Consider the following 14,375-nt stretch of genomic DNA (forward strand, 5'->3'; position numbering starts at 1 on the left):
GCAGCAGGCCACCCGAAGGTGGCCTGCTGGGATGCCGCAAGCGGCAGGGAGGTCACAGGTCGATCAGAACCAGGCGTCCTGCATGTCGTAGCAGGTCAGGTCGCGGTTTTCCAACACGTTCAGGTCGTGGTGGCAGGACGGCACTTCCCAGCGCAGGAAGTAGCGGGCGGCCTGCAGCTTGCCCTGATAGAACGCGGTATCTGCCGCGTTACCGGCAGCCAGTCCCTGTTGAGCCTTGACTGCTTGCTCCAGCCAGCGCCAGCCGATCACCATGTGACCGAACGCCTTGAGGTACAGTGCCGAGTTGGCCAGCGCCTCGTTGACCTTGCCCTGACCCATGTCACCGAGCAGTGCCATGGTGACGCTGCCGATGTGGGCGTGCAGTTTTTCCAGCGGCTCGCGCAGCTCGTTCAGTTCGCTGTATTCGGCAGCGCGCTTGCAGCAGCTCTGAATCAGGCCGGACAGCTGCTTGAGCGCGGCGCCGCCGTTCATGGTCACCTTGCGAGCCAGCAGGTCGAGCGACTGGATACCGTTGGTGCCCTCGTGGATCGGGTTCAGGCGGTTATCGCGATAGTACTGCTCGACCGGGTACTCGCGGGTATAGCCGTGACCACCAAGAATCTGGATCGCCAGTTCGTTGGCCTTGAGGCAGTAGTCGGAGGGCCAGGCCTTGACGATCGGCGTCAGCAGGTCCAGCAGTTCCAGCGCGTTCTTGCGCTGCTCCTCGGTTTCCAGGGTTTCGGTATCGTCGAATACGCGGGCAGCGTACAGACCCAGGTCAAAGGCACCTTCAACATAGGCTTTCTGGGCCAGCAGCATGCGCTTGACGTCGGCGTGCTCGATGATCGAGACCTGCGGTGCATTCGGGTTCTTGCCGTCGGGCAGGCGGCCCTGCGGGCGCTCGCGAGCATAGTTGAGCGAGTACAGGTAGCCAGCGTAGCCGAGCATCACCGCGCCCATGCCAACGCCGATGCGCGCCTCGTTCATCATCTGGAACATGTAGGACAGGCCGTGATGCGGCTTGCCGACCAGATAGCCGACGCAATTATCCTTGTCACCGAAGTTCAGTGCGGTTGAGGTCGTGCCGCGCCAGCCCATCTTGTGGAACAGGCCAGCCAGGGTCACGTCGTTGCGCTCGCCGAGGGTGCCGTCTTCGTTGACCAGGAACTTGGGTACGATGAACAGCGAGATGCCTTTTACGCCGGGCGGTGCGTCGGGCAGCTTGGCCAGAACCATGTGGACGATGTTCTCGGACAGCGGGTGATCGCCACCGGAAATAAAGATCTTGTTGCCCTTGAGTCGATAGCTGCCGTCAGCGGCCGGCTCGGCCTTGGTGCGGATGTCGGACAGCGAGGAGCCGGCGTGTGGCTCGGTCAGCGCCATGGTGCCGAAGAAGCGGCCTTCGATCATTGGCTGCAGGTAGCGCTGTTTCTGTTCCTCGGTGCCGAAGCTCTCGATCAGGTTGGCCGCGCCCATGGTCAGCATCGCGTAGGACGAGGTCCCTGCGTTGGCCGACTGGAAATGGGCAAAGCAGGCCTGCGACAGCAGGTTCGGCATCTGCATGCCGCCCTGTTCAAAGGAGCGGGTGGCGTTCAGAAAGCCCGCCTCGAGGAAGGCGTCGACCGCCGGTTTGACTTCCGGGATCAGCTCGGCCGCACCGTTGACGTACTTGGGCTCGTTCTCGTCGCTCTTGCGGTTGTGTGGTGCGAACAGCTTTTCCGCGATGGTGCGGGCAGTACCGATGGCCGCGTCGAAGGTCTCGCGGTTGTGATCGGCAAAGCGCGGGCGCTTGGTCAGCGCTTCGGCGTCCAGCACTTCATAGAGTTCAAACGCCAGGTTGCGTTGGTCAATCAGCAGTTCGGACATGGTTCTCACCTCTATAGGAATCGCGGGGCAGTGTATTGAGTCACTTCCGGCCAGGGAATGGCCATTGATGGCTTTTATATCCGCAAATCAGAACAGACGAAGCGCAGGCTCGTCCAACGCGGCGCGCTGCTCGCGCAGGGTCAGGATCTGGTCGGCCCAGTAACGTTCCTGGGCGAACCAGGGGAAGTGCATGGGAAAGGCCGGGTCCTCCCAGCGGCGTGCCAGCCAGGCACTGTAGTGCACCAGCCGCAGGCTGCGCAGTGGCTCAATCAGGGCCAGTTCGGACGGATTGAAATCGTGGAATTCGTTGTAGCCGTCAATCAGCTCGGATAGTTGCGCCTGACGCTGATCGCGCTCACCCGACAGCACCATCCACAGATCCTGCATCGCCGGACCCATGCGGCAGTCATCCAGATCGACCATATACAGGCTGTCGTCGCGCCACAGCAGGTTGCCGACGTGCAGATCGCCATGCAGGCGAATCTGCTTGGCCGGATGCGCCTGGAGTTGCTGTTTTACCACCTGCAGCAGGTCTTCGGCGACCGAGAAGTAGGCGGGTTGCAGGCTTGCAGGCACCACATTGGCGCTGCGCAGGTAATCCAGACTGTCCCCGCCGAAGCTTTGCCAGTCGAGGGTCGGCCGGTGCTCGAAGGGGCGCATCGAACCGACCGCATGCAGGCGGCCGATCAGGCGACCGAGCATCAGCAGATGGTCGGGATCGTCGAACTCGGGGGCGTGGCCACCAAACCGGCGGAACAGGCTGAAGCGAAATCCTGCATGCTCGAACAGCGTGCGGCCGTCGATCTGCTCCGGGGCAATCACCGGGATCTCGCGTTCAGCCAGTTCAAGGCTGAAGGTATGCTCCTCGAGAATCGCCTCATCGCTCCAGCGGTCCGGTCGATAGAACTTGGCGATCAGCGGTGCGGCGCCTTCTATGCCGACCTGAAATACCCTGTTTTCGTAACTGTTCAGGGTCAGGATGCGCGCATCAGAGAGATAGCCAAGCGATTCGACCGCGTCCAGCACGGTGTCAGGGGTGAGGGTAGAAAAGGGATGGCTGGACATGGTGGTCGACTCGGAGCAAACACGTGATTGTGACCGCACAGGGTAACAGGTGTTGACCGTGTAATCGCTCGTTACAGACGGGTTTCAGGGGGTACGGGCGACGCACCAGACCTGAACCGATGCGGCGCCGGCCTTGAGCAGGGTTTGGCTGGCCTCACTCAGCGTCACGCCGGTGGTCATGACGTCGTCGATCAGTGCCAGGTGCTTGCCTTGCAGGTGTTCAGGCCTTGGGCAGCTGAACGCACCGCGCAGGTTCTGGCGTCGTGCTTTGGCATCCAGGCCCTGCTGCGGCAGGGTTGAGCGGGTGCGTTCCAGCAGTTCGGGTCGACAGCGGAGTTGGGTGCGTCTGGCAATATCGCGCGCCAGCTCGCAGGCCTGATTGTAGCCACGCTGAGCCTGCCGCTTGCGGTGCATGGGCACTGGCAGCAGCAGGTCGGGGCAGGGGGCAATGTCTTGCTGCAGCCAATCCGCCGCAGCTTCGGCAAGTAGCTGCCCGAGCAGGCGGCCAATGCTGGTCTGGCCATGGTACTTGAACGCGGGAATCAGGCTGTCAACCGGGAAGCGGTAGATCAGTGGTGCCAGCGCGTGACTGAATGGCGGGGGTGCATTCAGGCAGCGCCCGCATTGCTGCGCCGGGTGCGGCAAGGGCAGGGCACAGCGTTGGCAGCAGGCCTGTTGCCAGGGCAAGTCAGCCTCGCAGCCTCCGCACAGTTGCGTGTCCGGATGCGGGTTGCTGCCAAGGCAGAGTATGCATTGTGCGAATAGATTGTTTTTTATCCATATGTAAACCTGTTGTTTTTTCAAAGGTTGACAGCCTCCGTGCCGTCGTTATGATGCTCGGCAGACTTGGAACCCGCCCGGTTCCCCTGCCAATTCGAAGGGACAAGACCCCATGACTGCATCCGTGACCCGCCACGACTGGACTCTGGCAGAAGTGCTGGAGCTGTTCAATCAGCCGTTCAATGATCTGCTGTTTCAAGCACAGACGGTGCATCGCATGCACTTCGACCCGAACCGGGTGCAGGTCTCCACGCTGCTGTCGATCAAGACCGGTGCGTGCCCGGAAGACTGCAAGTACTGTCCGCAGTCCGGTCATTACAACACCGGTCTGGACAAGGAAAAGCTCATGGAGGTCGAGAAGGTGCTCAAGGCGGCGGCCGATGCCAAGGCCATTGGCTCCACCCGCTTCTGCATGGGCGCGGCCTGGAAACATCCTTCTGCCAAGGACATGCCCTATGTGCTGAAGATGGTCGAGGGCGTCAAGGCGCTGGGCATGGAAACCTGCATGACCCTGGGCAAGCTGAGCAAGGAGCAAACCCAGGCGTTGGCCGAAGCCGGGCTGGATTACTACAACCACAACCTCGACACCTCGCCCGAGTTCTACGGCAACATCATCACCACCCGGACCTACGCCGATCGGCTGGAAACCCTGTCGCATGTGCGTGACGCGGGTATGAAAATCTGCTCTGGCGGGATTCTCGGCATGGGTGAGTCGCTTCAGGATCGCGCCGGTCTGCTGATTCAGCTGGCCAACCTGCCGGAGCACCCGGAGAGCGTGCCGATCAATATGCTGGTCAAGGTGCAGGGTACCCCGCTGGCGGACGAGAAGGATGTTGACCCCTTCGACTTCATCCGCATGCTGGCCGTTGCCCGCATCATGATGCCCAAATCTCACGTGCGCTTGTCTGCCGGCCGCGAGCAGATGAACGAGCAGATGCAGTCGCTGGCCTTCTTCGCCGGCGCCAATTCCATCTTTTATGGAGAGAAGCTCCTGACCACCGGCAACCCGCAGGCGGATAGGGACATGCAGCTGTTCGCCCGCCTCGGCATCAAGCCGGAAGAGCGCCAGGAGCACGCGGACGAGGTGCATCAGGCGGCGATTGAGCAGGCGCTGATCGAACAGCGGGACAGCAAGCTGTTTTATTCGGCCGTCTGACGACGGCAGCCTCAAGCCATAAGCTGCAAGCCTCAAGCGAGCGCTGATGTGGCTTGAAGCTTGCTGCTTGCCGCTTGGAGCTTTTTTATGTCTTTCGATCTTTCTGCACGCCTCACCGAGCGCCGCGCTGCGCATCTGTACCGTCAGCGCCCCCTGCTGCAAACGCCACAAGGGGTGGATGTGCTGGTCGATGGTGAGCAGTTGCTCAGTTTCTGCAGCAACGACTACCTGGGTCTTGCCAATGATCCGCGAATAAACGAGGCGTTCGTCGATGGTGTGCGGCGTTGGGGCACGGGTGGTGGTGCGTCGCACCTGGTGACCGGTCACTCGGGCGCCCATCATGCGCTGGAAGAGGCGTTGGCCGAGTTTACCGGCCGGCCACGGGCCTTGCTGTTGTCCAGCGGCTATATGGCCAATATGGGTACGGTTACGGCGCTGGTGGGGCAGGGCGATACGGTGCTGGAAGATCGGCTCAATCACGCCTCTTTGCTGGATGCCGGGCTGCTCAGTGGTGCGCGTTTCTCGCGTTATCTGCATAACGATGCAGACAGCCTGCGTGGCCGGTTGAGCAAGGCTCAGGGCAATACGCTGGTGGTGACCGATGGCGTGTTCAGCATGGACGGTGACCTGGCCGACTTGCCCGCGCTGTGTGCTGCCGCAGCGGACGTCGATGCCTGGATGATGGTGGATGATGCTCACGGCTTTGGCTGTCTCGGCGCCCAGGGTGGCGGCATTGTTGAACATTTCGGCTTGTCGATCGACCAGGTGCCGGTGCTGGTCGGCACCCTCGGCAAGGCGTTTGGCACTGCCGGCGCCTTTGTTGCCGGCAGCGAAGAACTGGTCGAAACCCTGATCCAGTTTGCCCGTCCCTACATCTATACCACCAGCCAGCCACCCGCCGTTGCCCATGCCACATTGACCAGCCTGCAACTGGTGCGCGAAGAGCACTGGCGCCGTGACCAACTGGCGGCGCTGATCAGCCGTTTTCGGGCTGGAGTCACCTCGCTCGGGCTTGAGCTGATGGATAGCCCGACGCCGATTCAGCCGATAGTGGTGGGCACCAGCGAGCGGGCGCTGGCGCTGTCGGCTGCACTGCGCGCGCGCGGCCTGCTTGTGACTGCCATTCGCCCGCCGACCGTACCGCAGGGTACCGCCAGACTGCGTGTTACCCTCAGTGCCGCGCATACCGAACAACAGGTTGACCGCTTGCTCGATGCGCTCGGGCAGGCGCACAAGGAACTCAACGATGAATAACCTTACCTTACTGCCCGGCTGGGCGCTGGCCGCCAGCAACCTGCTGCCGTTGCAGCAGGCGTTGCACGAGCGGCTGCCCGACCTGGCTGTGCAGCTGGTGGAGTTGCCGCCGCGGCTGCAGATGTCGACCCTCGAGCCGGACCTGACGGCGCTGGCCGAGGCCTTGCCTGCTGGCTGGCTGGCCGGCTGGTCGCTGGGCGGCATGCTGGCAGTGCAGCTGCAGCGCCGCTTCCCGGAGCGCTTCTGTGGCGTCATCACCATTGCCAGCAATGCCTGCTTTGCGGCGCGCGACGGCTGGCCTCATGCGATGCCGGTCGATACCTTCAAGGCTTTTCTGGCTGATGCCCGCGAGCAACCCGAGCGTATTCTCAAGCGCTTTTCCCTGCTGGTAACGCAAGGTGGTGAGAACGCCCGGGAACTGAGTAAGCAGTTGCAGTGGAGCGATGCCGATCCGCTGCAACGTCTCAACCAGCTGGCGCTGCTCGGCGTGATCGATAACCGCATTCCTCTGCAGCGTTGTGCGCAACCGGTACTGCACTGCCTCGGTGGTAACGACGCGCTGGTGCCTGCGGCCGTGGAATCGGACCTGCTGGCGCTCAATGGCAATGCCCGGGTGAGGATGCTGCCGCAGGGCAGTCATGCCCTGCCGCTGGAAGCGCCACTCTGGCTGGCGGGTGAAATCGCCGAGTGGCTGGAAGCGCAATGACCACCGAGGTGATCGACAAGCAGGCCGTTGCCGCCTCGTTCAGCCGGGCGGCGACAACCTACGATCAGGTCGCCGAGCTGCAGCGCAGCGTCGGCAGCAATCTGCTGGCGCGCTTGCCCGAGAGCCTGGAGGTCGAGCGTCTGGCCGATCTGGGCTGCGGAACCGGATACTTTACCCGTGCACTGAACGCCCGCTTCGGGCAGCCGGTGCTGGGGCTGGACATCGCCGAGGGCATGCTCCGCTATGCCCGCGCCCAGGGGCCGGCATGCTCGAGCTGGATCGTTGCCGATGCGGAGGCGTTGCCGTTACGTGCAGACTCCCGGCAGTTGCTGTTTTCCAGCCTGGCGTTGCAATGGTGCCCGGATCTCTCGCAGGCGCTGAAGGAGGCCCTGCGGGTGCTGGAGCCGGGTGGTCTTATCGCTTTCAACACGTTGGTTGAAGGCACGCTGCAGGAGCTGCGCGACGCCTGGCAAGCAGTCGATGGCTACGTGCACGTCAATCGCTTCATGCCGCTGGCGCAGTTGCAGCAGATACTGGCTGATGTGGGCTTTGCCAGTTGGCGCTGCGAGGTCGAAACCCATGTCCTGCACTACCCGCAGCTCAGCGGGCTTACCCATGAACTCAAGGCGCTCGGCGCCCACAATCTGAATGCCGGCCGTCCCGGAGGTCTGACCGGCAGAGCCAGATTGCGGGCACTGACCGCCGCCTATGAAACCTTCCGCCAGCCGGCGGGTTTGCCCGCGACCTATCAGGTCGCCCAGATCATTCTGCATAAAGGCCAGCAGGCCTGAGGGAACCCCCATGAGCAAACGTTACTTCGTTACCGGTACCGATACTGAAATTGGCAAGACCACGGTCGCCGCCGGTCTGCTGTGTGCAGCGCGTCAGCGAGGCCTGACCACCGCCGGAGTCAAGCCGGTGGCTGCAGGCTGCGAGCGCACGCCTGACGGGCTGCGTAACGAAGACGCGCTCGCGCTGCAGGCCCAGTGCAACCCGCCGCTGGCCTACGAATTGATCAATCCTGTGACGTTGGAAGCGGCTATCGCACCGCATATTGCCGCGCAGGAGGAGCAGGTGACACTGACCGCGAAAGGGTTGGCACAGGCTTGTGACGCGGTATTCGAGCGAGGTGCCGCGCTGACCCTGGTGGAAGGGGCCGGCGGCTGGTGTGTTCCTCTCAATGAGAGCGAACTGCTGTCGGATGTCGCCATTGCGCACAAACTGCCGGTGGTGCTGGTGGTAGGTATGCGCCTGGGCTGCATCAACCATGCGCTGCTGAGCTGTCGTGCCATTGCTGCAGACGGGCTGGAGCTGGCTGGCTGGGTTGCCAACCATGTTGATCCGCAGATGAGCCGTCCCGAGGAAAACCTGGCGACGCTCAAGCAGTTGATCAAGGCACCATGCCTGGGCGTCGTGCCGCGCCTGGATTCGGCCGACGCGACCGCCGTGTCTGTGTATCTGGATGTGTCTCCGCTGGTCTGATACGACCAGCGGTGCTGGGCGCGGGGGGGCGTCTATGCTTGAATGTAGGTGTCAATTTACCCAGAGACCATGCCATGGCTACCCTTGACTTGATTTCCGCTGGCCTGACCAGTGTGCGTCAGGGCCAGAACCGCATCAGCGGTGCGGCGTCCGATATTGCCCGTGCGGCCCTTCCGGTTGATCCGGTGGCTGCGACTGCGCAGCCCGCGCAGCCGGCTACGGGCCAGGCTGCGGCATCTACGCCGGTAGAAACTGCGCGTCCGGTCAATCTCGTCGACAGTCTGGTGGAGCTGCAGCAGGGCCGCCAGCAGGCTGAGGCCGGGGCGTCGGTGATCGACACCGCCGACGAAGTGCTCGGCACCTTGCTGGATGTCACTGCCTGAGCCTGACCAGGCTCAACAGCGTGGTGCGCCCCCATGACCCCTGTCGGCAGCAGTCAAAGCACCTATATTCCCTCCGCGTTCACCACGCTGACCGCACGTTCCATCGCGGTCAGCGACAAGGTCCCTGCTGACGATCCCAACACCCGTTTTGCGCCGGTAGAGCCAACCAGCGAGGCGGCAGTGGGCACCGCTTCCCCTGACGCATCCGGCGATACCGAACTGGCCGAGGCCGAGCGTAGCAAGCGGTCCCAGCTCGCCAAGGCCGAAGCGCAGCTGCTGCAAGCCGAACAGAACGAAATCAGAGAGCTGGCCGCCCGTGATCGCGAGGTGCGCGCCCATGAGCAGGCGCACATGGCGGTTGGCGGTCAGTACGCCGGCTCCATGTCGCTGAGCTATGAACGGGGCCCGGACGGCCGCCTGTATGCGGTCGGTGGGGAGGTGTCCATTGATACCGCTCCGGTACCGGGCGACCCGCAGGCCACCATCGACAAGATGGAACAGGTGCGCAGAGCCGCGCTGGCGCCGGCCGAGCCTTCATCTCAGGATCGTGCCGTGGCGGCCCAGGCTGCACAGCTGATAGCGCAGGCTCGTGCCGAGATGGCAGCATCCGATCCGGCGGCCGGTAGCAGTGCCGGAGCAGCGGAGTCCGCCGACTCGGCGAGTACGCAGGCCAGCGGTGACTCAACGGTGGAAGACGACCGCGCAGGCGCGGGGCTGTCTGTCTATCGGGCTGTTGCTGCCGATCCGGCCAATGCAGGTCTGCTCGCCCTCGCCTGATTCGGCCCTGTCAGTCAGGCCACCCTTTTTCTGTTCATACTCACGCAGACTGATACCGGTGCATTCATGCGGGGGTTGACATTGGTTTGGCGTAAACGTATGTTTCAAACGTCTGTTTGAATTCGAGCTGCCAGGCAGCTCAAAACTGCAGCCTCGGCTGCCCGTGCATACTGATCAATACTTGAGGTCCAGTACCATGCCCGATTACAAGGCTCCCCTGCGTGACATTCGTTTCGTCCGCGATGAACTCCTGGGTTATGAAGAGCACTATCAGAGCCTGCCCGGCTGCGAAGATGCTACGCCGGATATGGTCAACGCCATTCTGGAAGAGGGCGCCAAATTCTGTGAGCAGGTTATTGCGCCGCTGAACCGTGTTGGTGACATCGAAGGCTGTACCTGGAGCCCCGAGGGTGTGACCACGCCCACCGGCTTCAAGGAAGCCTACCAGCAGTACGTTGAGGGTGGCTGGCCGAGTCTGGCGCACAGCGTTGAGCACGGCGGTCAGGGTCTGCCCGAGTCGCTGGGTCTGACCATCAGCGAAATGGTTGGCCAGGCCAACTGGTCCTGGGGCATGTACCCCGGCCTGTCGCACGGCTGCATGAACACCCTGGAAACTCACGGTACCGACGAGCAGAAGCACACCTATCTGCCCAAGCTGGTTTCCGGCGAGTGGACCGGCACCATGTGCCTGACCGAGCCGCATTGCGGTACCGACCTGGGTATGCTGCGTACCAAGGCCGAGCCGCAGGCTGACGGCACCTACAAGGTGTCCGGCACCAAGATCTTTATCTCTTCCGGCGAGCATGACATGTCGGAGAACATCATCCACATCGTGCTGGCCCGCCTGCCTGACGCACCGGCCGGCACCAAGGGTATCTCCCTGTTCATCGTGCCGAAGTTCCTGGTGAACGCCGATGGCGAGAAGGGTGAGCGCAACACCGTCAGCTGTGGCTCGCTTGAGCACAAGATGGGCATCCACGGCAACGCTACCTGTGTGATGAACTTCGACGGCGCCACCGGCTACCTGATCGGCGAGCCGAACAAGGGCCTCAACGCCATGTTCACCTTTATGAACACCGCGCGTCTGGGCACTGCCCTGCAGGGTCTGGCACACAGCGAAATCGCCTTCCAGGGCGGCATCCAGTACGCCCGTGAGCGTCTGCAGATGCGTTCGCTGACCGGCAACAAGGCGCCGGAGAAGCCGGCTGATCCGATTATCGTTCACCCGGACGTGCGTCGCATGCTGCTGACCATGAAGGCGTTTACCGAAGGTAACCGCGCGATGGTTTACTTCACTGCGAAGCAGGTCGATATCCTGAAGAACAGCCAGGATGCCGAGCAGAAGAAGCAGGCCGATGCCATGCTGGCGTTCCTGACGCCGATTGCCAAGGCGTTCATGACCGAGGTCGGTTTTGAAGCGGCCAACCACGGTGTGCAGATCTACGGTGGCCACGGCTTTATCGCCGAGTGGGGCATGGAACAGAACGTGCGTGATGCCCGTATTTCCATGCTGTACGAAGGCACCACCGGTATTCAGGCCCTCGACCTGCTGGGTCGCAAGGTTCTGATGACCCAGGGCGAGGCGCTGAAAGGCTTCACCAAGATCGTCCACAAGTTCTGCCAGAACAACGAGGGCAACGAAGCCATCGCCGAGTTTGTCGCGCCGCTGGCTGCGCTGAACAAGGAGTGGGGCGAGCTGACCATGAAGATCGGCATGGCCGCGATGAAAGACCGCGAAATGGTCGGTGCCGCGTCCGTGGACTATCTGATGTACAGCGGCTACGCCTGCCTGGCCTACTTCTGGGCCGACATGGCACGTGTTGCTGCCGAGAAACTGGCCGCCGGTACCGCAGAAGAGGGCTTCTACAAGGCCAAGCTGCAGACCGCCCGTTTCTACTATCAGCGCATCCTGCCGCGCGTTCGCACCCACGTTGAGGCGATCCTGTCCGGTGCGGATAACCTGATGGAAATGGATGCCGACAACTTCGCACTGGGCTACTGATCTAGCCTGACGTTGTTGCCAGTATCAAGGCCGCCCCGGTAACGGGGCGGCCTTTTTTAATGTCCGATGATCAGGGATTGCGCGCCAGGCGCAGTCCGCTGAATTGCCACTGCGCCGCGGGCGGGAAGAAGTTGCGGTAGGAGGGTCTGCTGTGGCCCGCCGGGCTGGCACAGGAACTGCCGCGCAGGACCATCTGGTTGATCATGAATTTGCCGTTGTACTCACCAACGGCACCTGCCGCCGGCTGGTAACCGGGGTAGGGCAGGTAGGCACTGTTGGTCCATTGCCAGACCTGGCCAAACAAGCCCGCAAGATCTGGTGCGGTACGCGCCGCGTGCTCCCATTCAGCCTCTGTCGGCAGCCGTGCGCCCGCCCAGCGTGCGTAGGCATCGGCTTCATACAGGTTGATATGGCAGACCGGCGCCTCAAGGTTGAGCACTTGCCGGCCGGCCAGGGTGAAGGCTTGCCACGGCTCGTCCGCTGTCTGCAACCAGTACAAGGGGGCCCGTGCCTGTCGCTGGTTGACCCAGTCCCAGCCATCGGACAGCCATAGCTCCGGACGCTGGTACCCGCCGTCTGCGATAAAGGCCATGTAATCGGCGTTGCTGACATTACGCTCGCCCAGCAGGAAGGGTTCCAGCCAGACGCGGTGGTACGGGCCTTCGTTGTCATAGCTGAAGCTGGCGTCGGACGCGCCGATCTCGCACAGGCCGCCGGTGAACTCCCGATAGGGGTAAGGCTCAGTGGCGATAGCGGAGCACTGCTCGGGCGCGTTTGTCCGCCAGGCAGGCATAAGCGGGTTGCAGGAAAAATGGTGTTTCAGATCAGTGAGCATCAGCTCCTGATGCTGCTGTTCGTGTTGCAGGCCCAGGGTTACCAGTGCGGCAAGTTTGGTACGCTGGCTGGGGCTGCTCAGCAGATGCTGCATCTGCTCATCAATCTGCTGGCGGTAATGGAGCACCTCTTCCAGAGTCGGCCGCGACAACAGGCCGCGTTCGGCGCGCAGATGACGCTCGCCAATGCCCACGTAATAGGAGTTGAACAGTACCTTGTAGGCCTGATCAATGACCGGGGGCGGTTCGGGCAAGGCGGCGAGAATGAAGGTTTCAAAGAACCAGGTGGTATGGGCCAGATGCCATTTCAGCGGGCTTGCATCGGTCATGGACTGCAGCTGACAGTCTTCAGGACTCAGCCCCTGGATCAGCTCCAGAGAATGCGCCCGGATCCGGGCGTAATCGAGCGCCAATTCGCTGACTGCCGTCAGGCTCGCTGGCCGGTTCATGCCGGCTCCGCCAGGAACACGCCGAACCAGCCTTTGGGGTCGGTCCAGTAATGGCTGCAATGCAGGCCGCTGGCAGCGAGCAGGGCGCGAAACTCATCCACACTGTATTTGTGGGAATACTCCGTCACGATGTGCTCGCCGGCTTCAAAGTTGCGGCGGGTATGGCGTGCAAGACGCACGCTGTGCGGCTCCCGGGCGACCAGTCGCATTTCGATGCGGCGATGCTGGTCGTCAAAGCAGGCGTGGTGTTCAAACAGTTCAGGCTGAAAGTCGGCATCCAGTTCCCGGTTGACGACATTCAGGATATTCAGGTTGAACGCCGCTGTAACGCCGCTGGCATCATCGTAAGCCGCTTCCAGAACGGCGCGGGGCTTGAGCAGGTCGGCGCCAATCAGCAGGCGTCCATGGCTGGTGCAATGGGCGCGTATGCGGCTGAGAAAACGCATGGCGGCGCGGGGTTCGAAATTGCCGATGGATGAGCCGGGGTAGAAAAACACGGGAGGATTGTCCGGGCGCTCAGCCAGCAAATCGTGCAATTCGAGGTGCTGGGTGAAGTCGCTGACCACGCCAACGCATTCGAGCTGAGGGTGCTGCCGGGCAACGTCGGCTATCGAGCTGTGCAGAAACTCTCCTGCGATGTCGACACCGACCACGCGCGCCGGGTCGACGGCGTTCAGCCATTGCTGCGTCTTGCTGCAGTCACCGCAGCCGAGATCGACCCATTGCGGGTCGTCTGGCAGGTGGCCGGCGATCGTCTCACGGTTTTCCGAGAAAATCAGCGCCTCGGTGCGCGTGGGGTAATACTCATCGAGGCGGCAGATGTCGGTGAACAGCTCGCAGCCGCGTTCATCGTAGAAGTACTTTGAGTCGATGCGTGCGGTTGGCTGCAGCAGTCCCTGCAGAAGTTGTTGGCGCTCATCCTGAATCGGAAGGCGCAGGGTGGACTCGAGTCTGGGCAGGTCAAGAGCAAGGCTCACGTGGCGTCATCCTCTGCAGGTTAAAGTTAAAACCTAGCAGTGGGTTGCGCTCAGCGCCAAAATGACCGGCCAGTCAGGCCCCGGGCTGTGATCCAGTGCCGCGCCTTTATCAGAGCCCCTTGGCGTCGTCGGCCAGCACACGGATAGCCTTGAACAGCTTGCGCGCCGCCGCCGGCGGCTTGTTCTGCTCGGCTTCCTTGGCCGCCTGGCGAGCCAGTTGGCGCAGGTGCTGACGATCTGCGGCGGGGTAGGCCAGCATAAACAGCTCCAGCTCGTCCGCACGGCCGGTCAACAGCCGGTCGCGCCAGCGTTCGATCTGGTGGAAGTGCTGGTTGTGGGCTGCGCTGCTGCTGTCAAACAGATCCAGATAGGTCTGAATTTGCTCAATATCCTGATCGCGCATCAGCTTGCCAACATAGCTCATATGGCGTTTCAGCGCGCCGCGTGCGGTGTGCCGACTGGCCTCGGCGAGCGCCAGGCGCAACTTGTCGGTCAGCTCCAGCTTGGCCAACTGGTCGGGTTTAAGTGCCAGCAGGCGCTTGCCCATTTCCTGCAGGGCGTCCATCTCCCGTTTGATCTGGGTCTTGCTCTTGCCCTCATCAACGGGCTCGAGGGATTCGTCGTCGTGAAACTCGGTCATGGTGA

General features: G+C 62.4%; 14 protein-coding genes. 8 read left to right on the forward strand and 6 right to left on the reverse strand.

Features of this window, described 5'->3' with window-relative positions; translation table 11 throughout:
* Positions 1-63: 63 nt before the first annotated feature.
* The 3 genes from O5O48_RS08755 to O5O48_RS08765 form a co-directional block, all read right to left on the reverse strand.
* Complete coding sequence (locus O5O48_RS08755; protein WP_269688637.1) at positions 64-1,866, reverse strand: acyl-CoA dehydrogenase; 1,803 nt, start codon at positions 1,864-1,866, stop codon at positions 64-66.
* A gap of 87 nt (positions 1,867-1,953) precedes the next feature.
* The gene (locus tag O5O48_RS08760; RefSeq protein WP_088273221.1) at positions 1,954-2,931 is read right to left on the reverse strand and encodes a serine/threonine protein kinase; all 978 of its coding nucleotides are present in this window, start codon (positions 2,929-2,931) and stop codon (positions 1,954-1,956) included.
* Between the two features lie 84 nt (positions 2,932-3,015).
* The gene (locus tag O5O48_RS08765; protein ID WP_228246679.1) at positions 3,016-3,618 is read right to left on the reverse strand and encodes a ComF family protein; all 603 of its coding nucleotides are present in this window, start codon (positions 3,616-3,618) and stop codon (positions 3,016-3,018) included.
* Positions 3,619-3,823: 205 nt separating this feature from the next.
* On the opposite strand from O5O48_RS08765, the gene bioB reads away from it, so the two are divergent.
* The 8 genes from bioB to O5O48_RS08805 all read left to right on the forward strand — a co-directional run bounded on the left by bioB (position 3,824) and on the right by O5O48_RS08805 (position 11,471).
* The gene (gene bioB, locus O5O48_RS08770) at positions 3,824-4,867 is read left to right on the forward strand and encodes a biotin synthase BioB (protein ID WP_269688638.1); all 1,044 of its coding nucleotides are present in this window, start codon (positions 3,824-3,826) and stop codon (positions 4,865-4,867) included.
* Between the two features lie 87 nt (positions 4,868-4,954).
* The gene (gene bioF / locus O5O48_RS08775) at positions 4,955-6,121 is read left to right on the forward strand and encodes an 8-amino-7-oxononanoate synthase (RefSeq protein ID WP_269688639.1); all 1,167 of its coding nucleotides are present in this window, start codon (positions 4,955-4,957) and stop codon (positions 6,119-6,121) included.
* On the forward strand, positions 6,114-6,827 hold the full coding sequence (locus O5O48_RS08780; RefSeq protein WP_269688640.1) for an alpha/beta fold hydrolase: 714 nt from the start codon (positions 6,114-6,116) through the stop codon (positions 6,825-6,827). The genes bioF and O5O48_RS08780 overlap by 8 nt, the downstream gene beginning before the upstream one ends.
* The gene (gene bioC, locus O5O48_RS08785; protein WP_269688641.1) at positions 6,824-7,618 is read left to right on the forward strand and encodes a malonyl-ACP O-methyltransferase BioC; all 795 of its coding nucleotides are present in this window, start codon (positions 6,824-6,826) and stop codon (positions 7,616-7,618) included. Before O5O48_RS08780 ends, bioC begins: the two co-directional genes overlap by 4 nt.
* A 10-nt stretch (positions 7,619-7,628) precedes the next feature.
* Positions 7,629-8,309 (forward strand): dethiobiotin synthase, encoded by a 681-nt coding sequence (gene bioD / locus O5O48_RS08790; RefSeq protein ID WP_228246684.1) that lies wholly within the window; start codon positions 7,629-7,631, stop codon positions 8,307-8,309.
* Positions 8,310-8,383: 74 nt separating this feature from the next.
* Positions 8,384-8,692, forward strand: coding sequence for a pyrroloquinoline quinone biosynthesis protein PqqE (locus tag O5O48_RS08795; protein ID WP_088273228.1), 309 nt, complete (start codon positions 8,384-8,386; stop codon positions 8,690-8,692).
* A gap of 33 nt (positions 8,693-8,725) precedes the next feature.
* Positions 8,726-9,469: a putative metalloprotease CJM1_0395 family protein gene (locus tag O5O48_RS08800; protein ID WP_269688642.1), complete on the forward strand. Its 744-nt coding sequence runs from the start codon at positions 8,726-8,728 to the stop codon at positions 9,467-9,469.
* Positions 9,470-9,665: 196 nt separating this feature from the next.
* Positions 9,666-11,471, forward strand: coding sequence for a phenylacyl-CoA dehydrogenase (locus O5O48_RS08805; RefSeq protein ID WP_269688643.1), 1,806 nt, complete (start codon positions 9,666-9,668; stop codon positions 11,469-11,471).
* A gap of 70 nt (positions 11,472-11,541) precedes the next feature.
* On the opposite strand, the gene egtB is transcribed toward O5O48_RS08805, so the two are convergent.
* The 3 genes from egtB to yjgA form a co-directional block, all read right to left on the reverse strand.
* Positions 11,542-12,753 carry an ergothioneine biosynthesis protein EgtB gene (egtB, locus tag O5O48_RS08810; RefSeq protein ID WP_269688644.1) on the reverse strand — a complete coding sequence of 404 codons (1,212 nt, stop codon included), beginning with the start codon at positions 12,751-12,753 and terminating at the stop codon, positions 11,542-11,544.
* Positions 12,750-13,730: an L-histidine N(alpha)-methyltransferase gene (gene egtD / locus O5O48_RS08815; RefSeq protein WP_269688645.1), complete on the reverse strand. Its 981-nt coding sequence runs from the start codon at positions 13,728-13,730 to the stop codon at positions 12,750-12,752. The genes egtB and egtD overlap by 4 nt, the downstream gene beginning before the upstream one ends.
* 109 nt (positions 13,731-13,839) lie before the next feature.
* Positions 13,840-14,370: a ribosome biogenesis factor YjgA gene (gene yjgA / locus O5O48_RS08820; protein WP_228246690.1), complete on the reverse strand. Its 531-nt coding sequence runs from the start codon at positions 14,368-14,370 to the stop codon at positions 13,840-13,842.
* Positions 14,371-14,375: the final 5 nt, after the last annotated feature.

Source organism: Halopseudomonas sp. MFKK-1, from assembly GCF_027474385.1.
GTDB classification, from domain to species: Bacteria; Pseudomonadota; Gammaproteobacteria; order Pseudomonadales; family Pseudomonadaceae; genus Halopseudomonas; species Halopseudomonas aestusnigri.